The 15,824-nt window shown below is 61.8% G+C and carries 8 protein-coding genes; 7 read left to right on the plus strand and 1 reads right to left on the minus strand.

Features of this window, described 5'->3' with window-relative positions; translation table 11 throughout:
* The first annotated feature begins 58 nt into the window (after nucleotides 1-58).
* The 3 genes from SH292x_RS23420 (at nucleotide 59) to SH292x_RS23430 (ending at nucleotide 11,230) form a co-directional block, all read left to right on the plus strand.
* Nucleotides 59-892, plus strand: a complete 834-nt coding sequence (locus SH292x_RS23420; protein ID WP_442483449.1) for an inositol monophosphatase family protein — start codon at nucleotides 59-61, stop codon at nucleotides 890-892.
* A 272-nt stretch (nucleotides 893-1,164) separates the two neighbouring features.
* Entirely contained in the window at nucleotides 1,165-4,695 is a 3,531-nt protein-coding gene (locus SH292x_RS23425; RefSeq protein ID WP_442483450.1) for a hypothetical protein, read from the plus strand.
* The gene (locus tag SH292x_RS23430) at nucleotides 4,688-11,230 is read left to right on the plus strand and encodes a hypothetical protein (RefSeq protein ID WP_442483451.1); all 6,543 of its coding nucleotides are present in this window, start codon (nucleotides 4,688-4,690) and stop codon (nucleotides 11,228-11,230) included. The genes SH292x_RS23425 and SH292x_RS23430 overlap by 8 nt, the downstream gene beginning before the upstream one ends.
* A 15-nt stretch (nucleotides 11,231-11,245) precedes the next feature.
* Here SH292x_RS23430 and glgC read toward each other — a convergent pair whose 3' ends face one another.
* Entirely contained in the window at nucleotides 11,246-12,466 is a 1,221-nt protein-coding gene (gene glgC / locus SH292x_RS23435; protein ID WP_442483452.1) for a glucose-1-phosphate adenylyltransferase, read from the minus strand.
* Nucleotides 12,467-12,905: 439 nt separating this feature from the next.
* Here glgC and SH292x_RS23440 point away from each other — a divergent pair, with 439 nt between their 5' ends.
* From SH292x_RS23440 to SH292x_RS23455, 4 genes are all read left to right on the plus strand, one after another.
* Nucleotides 12,906-13,133 carry a hypothetical protein gene (locus SH292x_RS23440; RefSeq protein WP_442483453.1) on the plus strand — a complete coding sequence of 76 codons (228 nt, stop codon included), beginning with the start codon at nucleotides 12,906-12,908 and terminating at the stop codon, nucleotides 13,131-13,133.
* A gap of 883 nt (nucleotides 13,134-14,016) precedes the next feature.
* The gene (locus SH292x_RS23445) at nucleotides 14,017-14,370 is read left to right on the plus strand and encodes a hypothetical protein (RefSeq protein WP_442483454.1); all 354 of its coding nucleotides are present in this window, start codon (nucleotides 14,017-14,019) and stop codon (nucleotides 14,368-14,370) included.
* 377 nt (nucleotides 14,371-14,747) lie between these two features.
* On the plus strand, nucleotides 14,748-15,275 hold the full coding sequence (locus SH292x_RS23450; RefSeq protein ID WP_442483455.1) for a hypothetical protein: 528 nt from the start codon (nucleotides 14,748-14,750) through the stop codon (nucleotides 15,273-15,275).
* A 175-nt stretch (nucleotides 15,276-15,450) separates the two neighbouring features.
* Nucleotides 15,451-15,816, plus strand: a complete 366-nt coding sequence (locus tag SH292x_RS23455) for a hypothetical protein (RefSeq protein ID WP_442483456.1) — start codon at nucleotides 15,451-15,453, stop codon at nucleotides 15,814-15,816.
* The last annotated feature ends 8 nt before the right edge of the window (nucleotides 15,817-15,824 follow it).

Raw genomic sequence — 15,824 nt, forward strand, 5'->3', positions numbered from 1 at the left:
AGATTGCCGACTTGTCGATGTCCTCACCGCCTCCGTTTGCTCCTCGTTTTTCTTCGTCATGCCCGCTGAACTCCCTCCATTAGCCGACTCGCCGCATGCCGAACTACTCCGCGTGGCGCTGCTGGCAGCTCGGGCGGGGGGGGAGATGCTTCGCCAGTGGCGGGGCAAGTTCCAGGCGCGCGAGAAGTCTCCCGCCGACCTGGTGACCGATGCCGATCTCGCCTCGCAGAAGGCGATCGCAAGAGTCGTAGCGGAACACTACCCCGATCATGCTTTCCTAGGAGAAGAGAATCCCGGCGACATCCGCCGATTGCTCGCCCAACCCTATTGCTGGATCGTCGATCCGCTAGACGGTACCACAAACTACGTCCACGACTTTCCGGCCTACGCCGTTTCCGTGGCCGTCGCAAACCAAGGCGAAGTGGTGGCCGGCGTGATCTACGATCCGGTGCACGACCACGCCTACGCCGCAGCGAAGGGCAGCGGCGCGTGGCTCAACGACGAGCCGATGCGCGTGAGCAATTCGGCTCGGCTCGACGAGTCGCTATTGGCGATGAGCCTGCCGGCTCAGGTCGATTCGCTGTCGCCGGACGTGCTGGACTTCGTCGCCGTGGTGGGCCGTTGTCGTGGAGTGCGGCGGACCGGTTCGGCGGCCATGAACTTGGCGTTTGTCGCCCGTGGCGTGCTCGACGCGAAGTGGGCCCGGGCGATCCACCCTTGGGACGTGGCGGCGGGCGTTCTGCTGGTTCGCGAGGCCGGCGGCACGGTCACCGCGAGCGATGGCGGCGAGTTTAACTTAGCCGACGCCCACCTGATTGCCTCGACTCCGGGCGTACACGGCGAACTGCTGGGCGTTTTGCGAGAATCGGGGGCCACGCCGGTCGTCCGCTAACAAACACCCGCCTGGAGGTCCGGTTGGCGCAAAAACGCCGAATATTTGCGACAAATCCTTGCCCAAACGCTCGGCTTACCGCGGCGGAATTCTTTCCTGCCCGCCCGCTGGGTGACTAGAATGGAGCGACATGACACTACTTATCCGGGCGAGCGTTTGGGGGCGGTTGCCGAGCGCTCGGCCCACTGCTTCTCTACTTCTCGTCGGTCGAGCCCCCAAGGCAGGGAAAACCTGCCCCCCTGAGTATCTCCTTTGATTGATCGGTAAATGGTGTGTTGAGCATTGGCCCGCGAGCACGAACCTCGGCATGGCGAGCAATCGCCGCTGCGCTTGCGCTGTGCCTTGCCGCCACGCTTCCAGCCCGGGGCCAGGACGCTGCGTCGGCGGTTGAGGAAGCTACAGCCGAATCAACCGAGCCCACTCCCGACACCGCAGCTCCCCCGCCCGTGTCGCCCGTCTTCGAACAAATGTCCGGCAAGGTCGAGCGCGTCGGCCCCGACACCTTCCTCTTGCTCGACGCCGAGGGAAATCCTCAGCCGGTGCTCAACATGAGCTACCGCGAGTTCATGGAGGCGTGGCGGAATCAACAGCAATTGGCCGGCGCCGGTCGCGACTCCCAGGGCGAACCGACCATCGACGAACTGCGAATGGTCGGCACGCTCGAAGGCAACTACGCCGCGATGCGAGCCACGCTCGACATCACGCTGAGTAGCGACGGGACCATCGAGGTGCCTCTGTCGCTGGCCGGTGCGCTGCTCGAAGAACTCCCCGAACCACCCGCCGGGCAAGCCCAGCGTCTTTTGCGTTACGATCTGGCCCGCGGTGGCTACGTGGCTACGCTGGTCGGTAAGAAGGACGAGCAGATTCGGCTCGAGCTCGACCTGATTGTTCCACTCAAGCGCGACGGCGCCAGGGCGACGCTCAAGATGCTAGCGCCCCGCGCCACGAAGGGCTCGATGGAACTCGTGGTCGCTAGCCCCATTCAGTCCATCGTCGCCAGCGAAGGCGTCGTGCTGAAAAGCACCACCCTACGCGATGGCGGCACCAAGATCGAAGGGGAGGGCATCGGTGGCGAGACCTCGTTCAGTTGGCTCGATCGCCCCGCCGAAAGCCCGCGTGCCGAGTCGGTGTTAAGCGCGTCGGCCAAGATGCTTGTGACGATTGATGGCCGCGATGTGCGGACTCAGTCTCGCATTACGGTCGAAAGCTTCGGCCAATCGTTTCGCGAGTTTGTCGTCCGCTTGCCACCGGGTGCCCGCCGCGTTCCGACGGGCGAGCTTCCAGCCCCGATCGAATCGATCGAGGACATCACCGATGAAGAAGCCAGTGAGGGAAACGGCACGACCGAGGTCCGAGTGACGCTGCTCGCCGATCAAACCGCCCCCGTGTCGGTCGACCTTCAAACCATCGAAGCATTGCCCTCGGGTGGCGATGGGGAGGACAACAAGGATCTGTCGCTTACCCTCTCCGGCTTCGAGGTGGTTGGTGCGCTACCCCAAGATGGCGAAGTGGCTGTGGTGGTCGACGACGCGTGGCAGGTGCGCTACGCCCCGAACGACTCGGTGCGACTCGTGCATCCTTCGGAGCTCGACCTTACGTGGCTCAAGACACAACCCGTAGCGGGGAGCGTGACCGCGGCGTTTAGCTTCGCGCGACAGCCTTGGTCGCAGCCCATGCGACTCGTACCACGCGAGCAACGCGTGATCGCGAGGCCAACTTACAAACTGACCATCGGCCCCAACGAAGCCCTGCTCAACATGGTGGTCGAGTATCAGATCGAGGGCGGAAGCTCGCTGCCCGTGGCGTTCGCCCCGAGGTTCTCGATCGAGGATTGGACGCATCAGAAAACCACTACCACCAACCTCGAAGGAACCCAGGAAGTCGGGCAGCAAGACATCGAGACCTTCGCGGAACCTCGCGCGGATGGCGATTCGTCGGCTTACTTCGGATTCTCGATGGCGTACGCTACTTCACGACGACCGACCGTGACGCTCGATTTCCGTCGGGCGTGGAAGCCGGACGAAGCCAAGTCGTTCACGCTCAAGTTGCCTTCGCCGGACGGGCGGGGCCAGTCGCTTACCATCAATCCCAGCACGCTCACCGTTACCGCCGATACCGGTTTGCAGGTCACGCCGGACAGCACTCGCAGCCAAGGCTTGGTGCCGCTCCCCATCAAGGACGCCACCGACACCTTGCCGGGCCAGCCACCGGGGCAGCAGTTCGAATACAGTGGCGTTTACCCACCGCTGACGTTCGCGGCCGAGCGAACCGCTCGCCCGCGACGCGTGCTGGTGGAGAACCTGTCGAAGATCGCCATCGACCCCACCGAGGCCGAGGTAACGCAGGTCATCGAGTTCGATGTCCGCCATCAGCCCCTCAGCGCGCTGTCGCTCGCAACGCCCGGCAGTGTCACCAATTTGCGGCTGGAACTACTTCCCTCGACCACCGGCGGAGTTGCCAATGGCGGGAGCGACATTGGCACCGAGCTCGAAGTGCCCTTGCTACCCGGCGAGTTCGCGGCAGGGCTCCCCACCGTGCCCGAACGACGCATCGCGCTGCCGCACCCGCGGCTGGGCAAGTTTCGCGTCCGTGCCCGTTATGTCCTTCCCGTCACTGCTCGGCCCGACGAAAACATCGAGCTCTCACTGCTCACCGTTCCTGGTACCGAGTTTCTGGGGCATACCGTCGAACTCGAAACGGCGAGCGGCAAGTCCTACACTCCGGCTGCCGGCGCAGGTTGGCAGATCGAGTCCACCAACCGCGACGACGTGATCACGCTAGTCGCCGAGCAACGAAGCAGCTTCCTTCCGCTCGTCTACGCGGGACAGAACGTCGCCGCCAAGCAAGTGGAAGTCGATCGCGTGTGGGTACAGACTTGGCTCACCCCCGGCACCGTGCAGGTCCGCACGGCGTTTCAGTTCCGCGGCGACACCGATAGCCTGAAGATCGAACTCCCTCCCGACGCCCCGCCCGGCACCGAGTACGAAGTGGTGCTCGATGGCGTGCGGACCAGCGATTGGATCCCGAGCGGCGGGGCACTCGATGTTTCCATCCCTTCGATGGCCAGCGACAACCCCCGCACGCTAGAGGTCCGTTATCGCCTGCCATGCGAACTAGGTTGGAGCACCGAAGTTATGACTCAGCGCCCTCGACTAGCTGGCAACGAATCGTCGGCCGAGCCACTCTACTGGGAAGTGATTGCACCGGTCGCTTATCGCGCGGTGTCGGCGGCGCCATCCCTTGTCCCCGCGTTCCGCACCGAGTGGGTCGATGGCAACTGGCGGAGCACAAGCAGCCTCGGCACCCGCGAACTCGAACAATGGGTCGGTGCTCGCGTCGGTGTCGAGCAACCCACGCGAGGTGAGCACGCTATGCTCTATCGCGGCATCCGCGACGCCTCGCTCGAACTGAAGTTGGTGCGCCGCGAACTACTCGTCCTTGCCGTCTCGGGCATCGTGCTGGTCGTGGCCATGGCGTTAGCCTACGTCCCTTGGTTGCGCCGTCCGCCGGTCCTGCTGGTGCTCGGCGCGTTGATGGCCGCGGCAGGGCTCGCCGCGCCGGTCGAAGCGGTGGCCGTCGCCCAACTCGGCCTCTACGGCATCGTGTGTGGTCTCGTGGCCTGGGTGTTGTACTTGATGTACGGCGGGCGCCGCCAACCGTCCGTCTCGACCATCGCCACCGCGTCGATCACCCGCGACGCGTCGGGTTCGCATCGCCCCTCGACGCTGGTGCCTGCACACGTGGGGGGAGTATCGACCAATGCCCCGACGATCTCCATCGAACTGACCGACTCGAATGTCTAGCCGCCGTGGCCAACTCGTCCCCTCGCTGCTGATTGCGCTGATGCTCGTCATCGCGATCCTAGCTAGTCCGCGCGCAGTCGGCGTCGAACCAGCCAGCGATTCGGCATCCGACTCGGCGGGCAAGGACATCGCTGTCCGCAACGTCTATGTCCCGGCGGGCGAGATCACCGCGTGGCCAACCGAGGGCAAGGCTTACCTTCCCATTGAGGCCGGGCGACTCGAATCCCTCCTAGAATCGGCGAGCGCGGCAAACGATCAGGCAAACGCCGCCCGAGTCGGCCAAACCGTACTCTACGCCTCGCTCGACACCCAGCATCGACTCGTCGGCCGGGGCTCGATGCAATGCGAAGTCACAGGTTCGGAACCCGTCTGGCTTTCGCTCCAGTCCGCCCGTCTCGGCGTGCGAAGCGGCACGTGGCGCGACACCGGGCGTCCCGCGCGGCTGGGATACTGGGGTGCCGGACGAGGGCTGGCCGTGGAAGTCCCCACAAGCGATCGGCTCGACTTCGATTGGCACTCGCTGCCCCGCAACCCTAACGCAGCGACTGACGAATTCCGCCTCGCGATTCCGTTCTCGCTGGTGAACCACTTGCTGCTCGATCTCCCCACCGGACAAGCGCCCGACGTCACCGGAAGCGAGTCCGCCATGGTCCTTGGGCCGGACGAGTGGGACGCGGCGATGCTACCCGCGGGAGCCCTCGCTCCATCCCTGCCGCCGGTGGCTCCTGATAAAGGTCGCTGGTTGGTGCGGTGGGGGAGTGGCGAGTCGCTCAGACTGCGAGTTCGCACGCTCGCCGAACCCGCCCCCAACGAACTTCAGATGGCCAGTTATCAAGAACAACTGGTCTACCGCGTGCAAGAGAGCGGCGTCGAACTTCGTCAACAGTTCGACATCACGGGCACCAAGTCACTTCCTCGTTTGCTATCCCTCTCCCTCACGCCGGGCCTCGTCATTCGCAGTGTCGAATGGGACGGCAGGCCCGTCGAACCAAGGACGCGTGGCACCGAGACCTACGAACTCTCGCTCCCAGCCACAGCAAGCGGAGTGCGTCACGAACTGGTGATCGAAGCCTGGCATCCCATGGCCGCGGGTGCTGTCACACCTCTGCCGCAAGTGACACTTCCACAGTTGTTCTGGACCTCGGGCAAGGTCCGCGTGCTGCTCGATCCCGCCCTCCAAGTGGCGGACCTGGCAGCTCGCAACACCGTACAAGTCTCCGCTGGCGGCGCCCCCAACCGCCAGACATTGCAGTTTGAAAAGTGGTCGTCACGCGGTCGCGTGGAGCTCGCAGTCGCCGCGCGACCCGCCACCAACACGGTTCAAGTCGGACGCGTCCTGCAACTCGATTCGCTTGGCACGTCGGCCACCGTCACTACCAGCTGGCGTTCGTCCTCCGTCACGCCCGTCCGGCTACTAGTCGCGACACTCAAGCCCGAGTGGCAGATTCAAGTCGTGACGGCGTTGGCTCCTTTTACGGTGGACGACTGGTACGTCGACCGCACGGGCAAAGACGACCTCTTGGTGGTGCGTGCGTCCATCGATCCACAACTTGCAGGCAGTTCCGACGCCATCCGATTGACCGTCGATGCCTCGCGACCTGCGGCTGCCAACATGGGGTGGCAACCCATCGCGGAGTTCGATGTACTCGAGTGGCAAGACGCGCGACTCACTCGAAGCTGGACCGCCATCAACGTAGAAGATGGTTACCAGCTCGAGACCGTGCCGCCTCAACCGCCGCTCGACATGACCCTCGTCGCCGCCACCGTTGCCGAGTTGCTGCCAGGCGTAGTCGATGCGATTGTTTACGATCGCATGGAAGTCGACGATAACCTACAGCTACATCTGGCTGCCGCTGCCCCCCGAGTGAGCGCCCGCGTGGTGACGACCGTCGAAGACCGGCAAAAAACATGGAGTCTTTCGCATCGCATCGAACTGGTGCCCGAGTCGAGTTCGATCGAGCTCGTCGAGCTGCTCATGCGTGGGGCGAAAACCGATGCGATTCGTTGGCGGCTGGCGGGCGAAGAAGAATGGCAAATCGCCACCGCCGAAGCCGGGTTTAACCGTGGGCGAACCGAAGCGGTGAATAGCGGGCTGTTCCGTCTCGAACTCCCGCGTCGGCAGTCGGGTCCGTTTACTATCGAATTGCAGAACAACCTACTCTCCAGTGTAAGCTGCACGCCGCCGACCCTGGAAGTCGAGGGAGCCAGCGAACTGGAAGAATGGGTCGAAGTTCGCTCGCCCAATGCACGCGACGTCCGCGTCGAAGCCAGCGGATGGCAACTCTCCCAGCGTCAAAGTCCAGGCGACGTACCACTGCAATCGGCGTGGCTTGCAAGCACGCGAGCCCCCGGGCGGAAGCTCGTCGTTTCGCGTGGCGGGGCGATCGATGGACTACCGCTCGCGAGCATTGCCAGCGCTTCGCTTGCCTCAACTTACTTGCCGCAAGCCCCATCGCAACATCGTTTGGTGCTTACGGTCGACAACACCGCCGAACGGCAGTTGCTTTGTACGCTGCCCAGCGGGGCCGCAAAGGTTCGTTGGCATCGCTTCGGCGAAGCCGGTCCGGCCGCCACCAATCGCACCTCCGACACACCTCAAGCGGCCGACGAGCGAACGCTCGCACTTCCACTGACCGGTAGTGACGGGCCCGAGCAGTTTATCGTTGACTACACCATGCCGAGCGAGCAGCTAGCGCACGGCGAAATGCTGCGTGCTCCTTGGCCGCTGTTGGGATTGCCCGTCGAGGTGGCGACATGGAACCTCGCCGTTCCAAGCGATTATCGTATCGAGAACTACCCTCGCGCCGATCGCCCCGCTGATTGGCGTGCGAGATTGTTCGGCCCCCTCGTTGCCCGGCCCGAGCTGGAACGACCCTGGCGTTCCGGCGACCGAGCCGACGGAACGCTCCACCGAGTGTCGCTTCCCGTGGGCAACCTGGGCGACGCAAGCGTGAAGGTCGTCCATCAACCGACAACCGAGGTCCGCCTCGCACTCGTTCTGCTCCTGTCCGCCATCGCAAGCTACTGGCTGTGGCAGCGATCAAGTTGGCTCGTCGTGGCGATTGCCATGGCGTTCATGGCCGCGCTGTTACTTCCAACTCCGACGTACCAGTGGGCTACCGCGGTCTGGGGCGGTGCGATCCTCGCCGTGGCGCTACGGATGCTCGAACTCGCCACCCGCACCGCGTGGCAAGCATGGAGTGCCGGCCCGTCAGCGAGGATGAGAACCGTCACGGTCCGCACGCTCATCGTCCTTGCGATGCTCGCCACGCAATCGACCATCGCCGCGGCACCAGAGCCCGTAATCGAAAGCGTGTTGGTCCCCGTCGATGCGAACGGTCGCATTGCCAGCGACGAACGCTACCTCTCCGCCAAGTTCCTCGGCGAGCTGTTGCGACGCGAGGAGCAGCAAGTCGCCTCCGAGTCGTGGGTCGTGTCTAAACCACGCTACACCGGTTCGCTGTCGTCCGCCGCATCGGCCGCGGGGGCAACCGCCAGTGTCGGCCGTTGGACCGCGGCCATGGACCTCGAAGTGCTTCGTGCCCCCGCCACCATCCGCCTGCCGTTCGAACAAACCGACGCCGCGTGGTCGGACATCGTGCAAGTCGATGGCCTGCCGGTGCCGCTTCGCTGGAGCAGCGACGGGCACTACGCAGAGTTCGACGTTACGCGGACAGGGAAGTTCCGTCTTCGCTTCGAGTTCCAACCATTGATCCGCTACGCCGAGTCGACGTGGTCGGTGCAGCTAACGGTGCCTCCACTTCCGGGGGGCGAGTTGGTGCTCGATACGACTTCGATCGGAGCCAAGCTGCGTGTCGATGGCCTCGAAGTCCCCACACCCGCAACTCCTGCCGAAGCAGCGGGCATTCCGCTGCGTAGCGATTCCCAGCTATTGGTGGAGTGGCCGCAGTTGAGTCTCGATGTGGCCACCGAACCTCCCTCGGTCGAACGATGGGAGTGGCTGGAAGTCGCGCCCGACACCGCCGTCATCGAAGGCGTATTCAAGTTCGCAGCCACCGACCTTCCTCCCGCGAAATTATCCCTTCTCGCTGACGGCCTGCCACTCGTCGCCACGTCGACTGATGTTCCCAATGCAAGCTGCGAGTGGCGTTTGCTCGCGCCGCTGGAACCCATGGTCGGCGAGGATGGCACTGCGGAGGTGCGCTTTCGACTCGCGTGCGATCGCTCGACACATTTCGGTCGCCTCCGCCTTCCCGACCTGGCGCTCGTGGGCACCACCATCGACGCACGCTACCTGGCAGTGAGCGAGTCCCCCGAAATGGCGATCGTTGTCGGAGGAATCCCCGCGACCGATGTCCAGTCGCTCGCCAGTCTGTCGCAACTATGGATCGAACGCGACGAGCCAAGCCAATTGGTCCGTCTCGACCGCACCGCCGGTCCCGTGGTCGCCACCATTCGTCCGACCGTGCATGAAGTCACGCCCGAAGAATCGCTCGATGTCCTTGCCATCGACGAACGCCTGGAGGTCATCTACCGTGGATCGTTCGACTACAGCGGCGTCGAGCATTTCTCGCAGTTACTTTCTATCTCTCCCGAGTTCAAACACATCGACTCCGTCGAAGTGCTCGATGGCGAATCGAGCCGACCCGTCGACTTCAGTCGTGCCGCTCCCGATCGCTTGCTAGTGCTTTACACGGCACCTCCCACAGGTGCTGTCGAGCTTCGCATCAGTGGTCATGTTGATTTAAAGAAGGAAACGTCCGGCAGAGGGCTGACCGCCGACGTACCTCGCATCACCGCGGCACTCGACGCGGCGATCACGCAACAGGTCGCCCTGTTTGCCGCCGATGAACTCATCGCCCAAGACATTCAAGGCGAAGTCGAGCCCGAGCTCACCGGCACCGCCGCCACACCGCCGGAAGGGTGGCAGGCGTACGGCGTCAAGTCGCTGCTCACGTCGAGCGATCGCAGCACGCCGCTGGTGGTGCTCGTCCAGCCCAACGAAGTGAAGCTCGACACCGACATCCTCACCACTCTGGTCCGCCGCGATAACTCCTGGATCGCCGAGTTCGCCGTGCTCGTGGATGTCACCGAAGGCAATCTCCCCGAGCTCGAAATCGAATGGCCCGCCGAACTCGTTGGCACACCCGAGGTCGATGGTCCCGTTTCGCTCGACGCGACGCTTGAACAGTCCACCGGCGGCCGACGCCTGAAGCTGCGACTCGACAATGTCGTCGCCGCCGGCAATCGGCTGAGGCTCGCCCTCCGTTCGGCGGTGCGTCTCGATTCGCCAAATCGACTGGAGTGTCCGATGATCTCGGTGCGAGGTTCCTCGACCACCGAGCGTTACTTCGGCTTACTTGAAGACGACCTAGGCGAGTGGACCTGGCAACGTGCCGAACCCAGCGTCGCCCCCGCGAGCATCGAGGGCTTGCTCACTGCATGGCCCTCCGCTCGATTGCTCAAGGCCACGTCCAGCGCGATGCCCGTCGGAGTGTGGACCGCCCACGCTTCCGACGATCGTCAGCTGCAACTGCCACTCGCTTCCATCGACGTTCGTCAAACGGCGACCAACGACCTGATTGTTCAAACCAAGTTCGTGCTCCCTGCGTTAGAAGTCGACGCGTTCGAGATCGCGCTTCCACCGCATCGCGAACTCATCGACTTGACCGTCGATGGTCGCTCGGCTCTGGTGACTCGTGCGGGGGAGAATCGACTGCGGCTGGTGCTCCCCGATCCGCAGTTGCCTCACGTGTTGCAAGTCACCCTCGAGCACCGCACGCCCGACAGTTCGGGCTCTATCGAAATCCCACAACTCTTCGCAGCGGGCCGCCCCTGCGAAGTCCAGCATCGCCTGTGGCGAATGCGGGGGCTGGCGGACGACGCGACGTTTGGCGGTCCTCAGGTGGAAAATCTACCTGCGGTCGACCTTGCCGTGCTCGAACTCAATCAACTGCTTTCGGCAGGCGTAGGGAGCGGCGTTCGCGCCGATCGCCGATTGCCGCGCGAGTGGGCGACCGAGTGGACCGCCACGCTCAGCCGCGCCGAGCAAGCCCTTCGCGAAGCGAGAGACGCTGCAGCGCCCGTCGATCCCGTCGTCGTGACGCCCGATGGCGGGAAGAACGAGTACGACGAACTACTAGCTCGTGCGACCGCCGAAATCCTGCGCACGCGAACCGCCGCCGATCTTGCGTCCATCGGCACCACTTACGTGCCGCCTGACTCGAACGCAAGCGAACGCGTCCAGCAATTCGTCCAAAGCGACAGCCAACCTTTGCGGTGGATCTTGCTCCGCCGCGATGCGACCGATCCGCTGGTTCGCTGGGCGATGGCGCTGGGCGGGGTACTTCTCGCTGGCGTGTTCGTCGTCACGCGGAATCGCTGGCGATGGCCGCTCGACGGGTACGAAACGCTGTTCCCCGTGGTCGTGCTGCTCGGCCTTGCGTGGTGGTTCTGCCTTTGGCCGCGTACGCTAGGGCTCGTCCTCGCGGGACTGGCGATCATCGCCTGGCTACGCTGGAACTACCTCAAACGCCGCCGCCAATCGAGCGAGACCTCGTCGTGGTTCTCGTGAGCTCTGTGTTCTCCACTAGCTCAAAATATTCTCACCACGAGCGACTACCACCACACCACTTTCCGTGACGGTGAATCCGCGCTTGCGATCGAGTGCTAGGTCGTACCCAATTTCGAAGCCCTCGGGAATCACCACGTCCTTGTCCACGATCGTCCGGCGAAGCTTCGCCCGGCGGCCGACGCTGACGCGGCCGAACAGGATCGACTCGTCGACCTCCGCGTAGCTGTGAATCTTCGATTGCGGGCCGATCACGCTGCGAGTGACGTGACCACCCGAGACGATCACGCCGCTTGAAACGATGCTGTCGTGCGCTCCACCTCGACGGTCGTCCGAGTCGAACACGAACTTCGCCGGCGGTTGGCTCGGCTGGTGCGTTCGCACTGGCCATTCCATGTCGTAAAGATTCAGCGGCGGATCGACCGTCGTTAGTTCGAGGTTGGCCTCGAAGTACGAGTCGATCGTACCGACGTCTCGCCAGTACGCTTGGGCTTTGCGATTCTCGTCCAGGAACGGAAACGCGTAAACCCGCCGGGAGTTGATGATCGACGGGATAATGTTCTTGCCAAAGTCGTGACTGCTCTCGGGAAGCGTCGCGTCTTTGCACAGTTCGTCGAACAGGAAATGGGCGTTGAACACGTAGATGCCCATCGACGCCATCGCCAAGTTCGGATTGCCCGGTATTGGCTTTGGTTTTGCGGGCTTCTCTTCGAAACCGATGATGCGATTCTCCGCGTCCACTTGCATCACGCCGAACTGCGTGGCTTCCTCAAGCGAAACCTGTAGGGCAGCAATGGTCAGGTCGGCGTTGTTCTCTTCGTGGCTCGCGACTAGCTTGCTGTAGTCCATCTTGTAGATGTGGTCGCCGGCGAGGATCACCACGTGCTTGGGGCGTTCCTGCTCCAGGGCGTAGATGTTCTGGTACACGGCATCCGCGGTGCCTTGGTACCACTTTTCGTCAATGCGCTGTTGCGGCGGAATGACGTCGATGAACTCGCCCAGTTCGCGGCAGAGATAACTCCGCCAGCCGAGCGTGATATGGCGGTCGAGGCTCATCGCTTTGTACTGCGTGAGCACCAGGATCTTGCGGATGTCGCTGTTCAGGCAGTTCGACAACGTAAAGTCGATGATCCGATAGTTCCCGCCAAACGGAACCGCCGGCTTCGCACGATCGCGGGTCAGGGGTTCCAGTCGCGAACCCTTACCACCGGCTAGCACCACCGCCAACACGTCTTTCATCGCCCGATACTCCTAAGCTGGCAGTCTTCGTCGTTGCCGCAAAATCGCGATTGCCCCGCTGGCCGATTTTACCGTTTTGGTACGGAAATCCCTAGTCCAGCGGGTTTCGCTCAAGGTCACGCTCGCGCTTCGCCGCAAGCCGCAAAGTGCTTGTTTCGAGGCGATTTATGCCCTCACACTCTAGTTAGTCGTCACTTCCTGCGTAGGAATCGACTATCTCTTCGGGTCGTCCGATTCTTCGCAGAATTCTGACGGGGCCTACACACAATCCACACATACCCCAGCTAATTTAGTCCTCGTTGGCCAACTGACTGACAAGTCGGATGGCAAGCAGAACCGAACAGTGGCCGGGCGTCGATTACCATACGCCCACCGCCCGCCAATCGGCGTCCGGCCAATTTTTTACGCTTGTACCTGGCTCCCGAGGCACCCGAGATCCATGCTCGAAGCTTTGGAAACGCTCGACTCCCTTCGCATCGACTACTTGCCCTCGCCCGGCGAAATTGACCAGGCTTGTGCTTCGATTCGCGAGACCTGGACGATGAACGAACGCCGCCGCCGATTCGTCGGACCCGAACTCCCCGACGAACTCCCGCGGACCTGGCAACCACCGACCATCGACACTTCGAGCTTCCGCCTCGCGATGTCCGGCATGTCGGGCGACTGAGCCCCTTTACTTTATTTCTCTTACTCCCCACCGATCGCGGCTCTTCATTGTGGCAGCAGTGAGCAAGCATCTTTTGCTCAGAGCCGCGATCGGTCGGGAGTCCTTCTTAAGTCGCCGAGATCTACGAGTTTCGCCCCACGAGTTTTGTCGCACATCGCGATTATTTCGTTGGGTGCGACTTTAATCTTTTCGCTCCCAGCGGGAGCGTGGACGCAAGTCTAATCCAGCGAACACCTTACAAGGCCGATCGCTATTCCGTAGCAAAGAGTAATGTCGCAGGGGCAACCCGCAGGTGCGACTTTATTCTTTGATCTCCTCCCTCACTCCCTCCCCCAGTCGTTGCGGGGGAAAGGGCTGCCATTCGAACTCACTCCAATCGCAACGACGCTTCGGGGGAGGGCCGGGGTGGGGGCTGGCAGTTGCGTGTGCATTCCCAACGGAGCGCGCACCGCGACCCCCAACGCCAAACTCTCGCCGGTCGTTTTCCTCTCATTTCCAAATTGCCAAACAACAACCCCGCCCACCGGGCAAGGACCACTCGCGAGAGCGGCACGTGTTCATTGGATCACACGCGCGAGTACTTTCTAGTCCCATTCTGGAAAAAAGTGGAAAAAAGTTCAGGCATGGGAAATAGGTGGTTTTAGGGGAGTTTCTTCGGGTGGGTAGTTCCGTGCGCGTGACACGGTCGGGCCGTCGTGTCCTTGCAACCGCCGACGGGTTCACCCACCATTCTCGAGACTGGTGTCGGGGGGGCGACCCCACCACCGCACTGTTACAAAGCTTGCAGGTACTAAGCATTGCGGCGAGAATCAACGAATCGGTCAAATGCAGTCCGCTGAGATATTCCCTATCTACATCGTCGAGCTTCGAGTTGGGAGAAGTAATGGGTGGCAGCCTAGTTCACTCTCGGTCGTTCCGTGTCCAGCACTACACGGGCAGGGACGGCCTTCCCCACTACGAAGTCTTTCCGGCGGAGGGCGATTACGATCTGATCTCCTACTCCACGTGGAAGGATCTGATGGCATACGGCGAATCTCTTGGCGTACCTGTTGAAGTTTGGCCGGGCTTTACGGACTACGGGAATGCCATTGATGTACCGCTGGAGGAAGTTGCCGCGATGCAAAGCCGCCTGCGCGAAGTGCTCGGCGGCCTATCGGCTGAGGCAATTGGCGGAAACCAACTTCTAAGTCGTATTTGCAACTATCTCCGAAAGGGAGAGCAAGTCTTCTTCTGTTGATCCCCTCCTTTGTTCAGGTGACGGCGTCCAGGGCCGAGTCACCGCCATGCGTCTCCCCCAACTTGTTTCTCTGTAATCATCGCTCGTCTCTTAACACATACCATGTCAGCATCAGAGTGGCGACAGACCTTCGCAGACTTCCTCTGCCGCCTCGCGACGGATTCCGACGACGAGGGCGAATGGCTACGGCTTGTAGTCACGCACTATCGGGACGATGAGCTTGAAAGCGTGCGACGCAATCTAGCCCGACTGAGTATTGAGCGAGATCCAACGGCCACGGACCGAGCTTGGCAACCTGAGGATCGAGTAGAGATGGTTCGCTGGGCGGAGCAACTTCGCAGAGGCGTGGCGAAATCGTAACTCATAATGAAATTGCCATGAACCGCTCAACCAACTACTGCGAATTCAAGCTGCGAGTTCCGATCGGGGACATTTCCGATGACACTTTCGGGGACATCGACGTAATCCGATCCCTCTTTGCAACCCTTTATGTGACACCACCTGAAGCATCTTTGGATCGCCTCTACGAACAGTTCTACGACTACACGGCGGCTCACCCGAACGGACGTAAGGGGCGTGGCGATGTGTTGATCTTCGCAAGCGACGCGGATGATGAATGCTTCATGGCGATCGACATGTTCGATGACGTTACCGACCAAATGAATACCGTTGGAATCGAGCTTCGCGTCCCACGAGACTGCGCCGACAAAGTCCGCGGGCTTCTACAATCTATTAGATCTTCCGCAGAAGTGTCATCGGCACTGTTGGAGGGCGATCTGGGAATCAAAGAATCGCTCGCAGCCGAGAACTTTCCCCGACATGTGCAAGGGCATGGCGGGGTGACAATTCAGCACGCTCAGTTTTTCCGACGCGGATGCTTGGTTTATGCTACAAGCTCAAGCTAGTAACGTAGGGTGGGTGGTTCCGTCGGCGCGACACGATTTGGCGGTTGTTTACATGCAACAGCCGACGGGTTCACCCACCTTTTGGTTCTGGAAAACGGTGGGTGAACCTGCCGGTGAGCTTTAAAGACTGGCTAAGATGAATAGCGGCAGGACCACCCACCCTACGACTTTGCGGATGAATCAATTTTTCATCAACGTGGTTCGCTTCGTCCTTTGCTTGTGGATGGCGAGCCTCAGCGCGACGCTACTCCGGTTAATGCCACTGCTCGTGTTTTGTTTTATCCCGTCACTCGCACTGTCATTCCTCGTGCTTTATTTGCTAGTGACTTGGCTTGTTGACCTTACGTTGCTTGTCCCCTTCGGATGGCGGCAGGATATAGTCGTCGGGATTGCTCTGCTGATATCGCTTGCAATCGCGGCCTTGACGGCGGTTAAGGTAGAGCCATATTTTTCGCGACTCCCGATCATCCGGCAGCTCAAGGAACTCGATACGTCCATTCAGAAAAAATGTCGCCGAAGTTTATCGGCAATCAAGTTTTGAACCCCTCC

This window comes from Aeoliella fuhlenseeensis, from assembly GCF_052161615.1.
Taxonomy (GTDB): domain Bacteria; phylum Planctomycetota; class Planctomycetia; order Pirellulales; family Lacipirellulaceae; genus Aeoliella.